At 35.8% G+C, this 2,269-nt stretch carries 2 protein-coding genes; both read left to right on the top strand.

Translation table 11 applies throughout. The features are described 5' to 3' along the window. Positions 1-96: 96 nt before the first annotated feature. Positions 97-267: a hypothetical protein gene (locus ABWO04_RS11255; RefSeq protein ID WP_353079783.1), complete on the top strand. Its 171-nt coding sequence runs from the start codon at positions 97-99 to the stop codon at positions 265-267. Beyond that, the coding region (locus ABWO04_RS11250; protein WP_353079782.1) for a hypothetical protein at positions 245-2,269 on the top strand (2,025 nt) is incomplete at its 3' end. The genes ABWO04_RS11255 and ABWO04_RS11250, both read left to right, overlap by 23 nt.

Raw genomic sequence — 2,269 nt, 5'->3', positions numbered from 1 at the left:
TACCCCAGTAAATACAACGGGATTAGATAGGCAATGGGTAGTTACAACAACTTATGTAAATGGAACAACTCAAACATTAACAGTAATACAGTCAGCATGATAAAAGGGATAATTGATATGTTAAAAATTAGTGAGTTCGTTGGGGTTTCTGAGAATATAGAAATAGCCAAAGGAAAACACGAATTAAAAGACACAATAAAAGATATTTGGAAACAAGCATTTAGAGAATTAAAAGTAAAACGTAATGGCAGAAAAAAGGGTAATTGAATTAGAAATTCAAGACAATAGCAAAAGTTTAAAATCGCAATATAAAGAAGCGGTTGCAGAACTTCAAAAAGTTTCTGCTCAGTATGGTGAAACGTCGGAACAAGCTATTAAAGCAGCAAAAGCCGCAGCAGAATTAAAAGACCAAATAGGATTCTCAAAAGATTTAGTTGACTCGTTTAACCCTGACGCTAAATTTAATGCGTTAAGCAAATCTGTAGGCGGTGTTTTAGACGGATTCCAAGCTGTTGAGGGTGCAATGGGGTTAGTCGGAGTAGAGAGCGAAGCGTTGCAGGAAACAATGTTACGAGTTCAAAGCGCAATGGCTTTATCTCAAGGGGTTCAAGGTTTAATGGAAGCTAAAGATTCTTTTAAACAATTAAAGGCTGTTGTTGTTTCGGCTATAACATCAATTACGGCTGCTAAAACAGCTGAAAATGTAGCGACCGAAGCAGGGGTTATTGTTGAAAATCAAAGTTTATTAGCAAAAGGTAAAAATTTAATTCTTACTGGTTTACAAACAGTAGCGACAACCGTTTTAACAGCTGCTCAATATGCTTATAATTTAGCAATTAGTTTAAACCCTATTGGGTTAATGGTTGCTGCGGCAATTGCGTTAGTTGCCGTTGGTTATAAATTAGTTTCAATGTTTCAGGAAGCGGAAGCAGAAACAAACAATTATAATAAATCTATAAAAAAATCAACGGAAGAATTAAAAAAACAAAATGCGGAATTAGCAAAGTCAAAAACACGATTAGAAGAAAGCAATAAATTTCAATTAGACTACGCAAAGGCGTCAGGAAAATCTGCAGAGGAGTTAAGAAAATTAGCAATAAAACACGCGGAAGAAGAATTAGCCTTAGCGCGTAAAAATAAAGAGATAGCCAAATCGACATATTTACGAGAAAAGGATATTTTATCTTCAATGAAAGCTAACGATGCCGACGATGAAATTATTAAGAAACAAACAGAACTTGTTACAAAAGCAGGTGACAGCGCAAAACAAATGCGTGAAATTGCCCAAGATGAATATAAAGAGTTAGTTGATTTAAAAAAACAACAAAGAATTGAAATTAAACAAGAACAAACGGACTCTTTAAAGGATCAAAAGGAAAATAATAAAAGTTCAATCGACGCTCAAAAAGAAAAACTAAATAACGAGTTAGACCAAATTAAAGAATTCATTAAACAAGCAAAAGCGGAAACGGCAGAAAGATTACGAACCGAACAAGAAAACGAAGAGCTTGCAGTTAATGAAAAATTCAATGCTCAAATTAAACTTGCAAAAAAACACGGAAAAGATACTACGGCATTAGAAATTGAACAAGCAAATCAGTTAAATGAAATTCGTTTAAAATATCAAGCTCAAGAATATGCAAAAGCGGAAGAGTTAAGACAAAAAGAACTTGACGCAATTAAGGAATCTAATCGTTTAAAGCTTGAAGCGGAACAAGAGTTACAAGCGCAAATTGAAGCTATTGACGAGGCTAATTTTCAGGCAGGTTTACAAAAGTCAATGACCGAAGACGAGTATGCATTGGAGTTGGTACGTCAGAAATACTTTGCACTTGAAGAAGCGGCAAAAGGAAACGCAGAACAGTTAGCAATTATTGAAGCTGCAAAAGCGTTGGAGATTGAAGCTATTGATAAAAAAAGTAAAGATAAACAAGTAGCAGCGGAAAACGAACTTAGGCAAAAAAGATTACAATTAGCAGGCCAAGCGTTTACGGCAATAGGTGATATTATTGGAGCATTCACGGCTAAAAATGATAAAGACGCACGTAAACAATTCGAAATACAAAAGGCGTTTAATTTAGCGGCTGCGGTTACAAACACAGCAATGGCGGTTACGGGTGCTTTAACGGCAGGTGGTAACCCTATAAAATTAGCAACGGGAATGCAATTTGTTGAAGCTGGTATAGCTGCAGCAACTGGAGCTGTAAATATTGCAAAAATTGCTTCTTCAAGATTTGGCGGTGGTGGTGGTGGTTCTGCTCCAAGTCCT

The sequence above is a fragment of the Flavobacterium sp. genome (assembly GCF_040382755.1).
Lineage (GTDB): Bacteria > Bacteroidota > Bacteroidia > Flavobacteriales > Flavobacteriaceae > Flavobacterium.
Note: the sequence above shows the minus strand (reverse complement) of the source record. Positions and strands in the feature narration are given on the sequence as shown.

Excerpts from the sequence above, each read along its gene's own strand:
- ABWO04_RS11255 (WP_353079783.1), top strand. The coding sequence starts at position 97 with ATGATAAAAGGGATAATTGATATGTTAAAAATTAGTGAGTTCGTTGGG.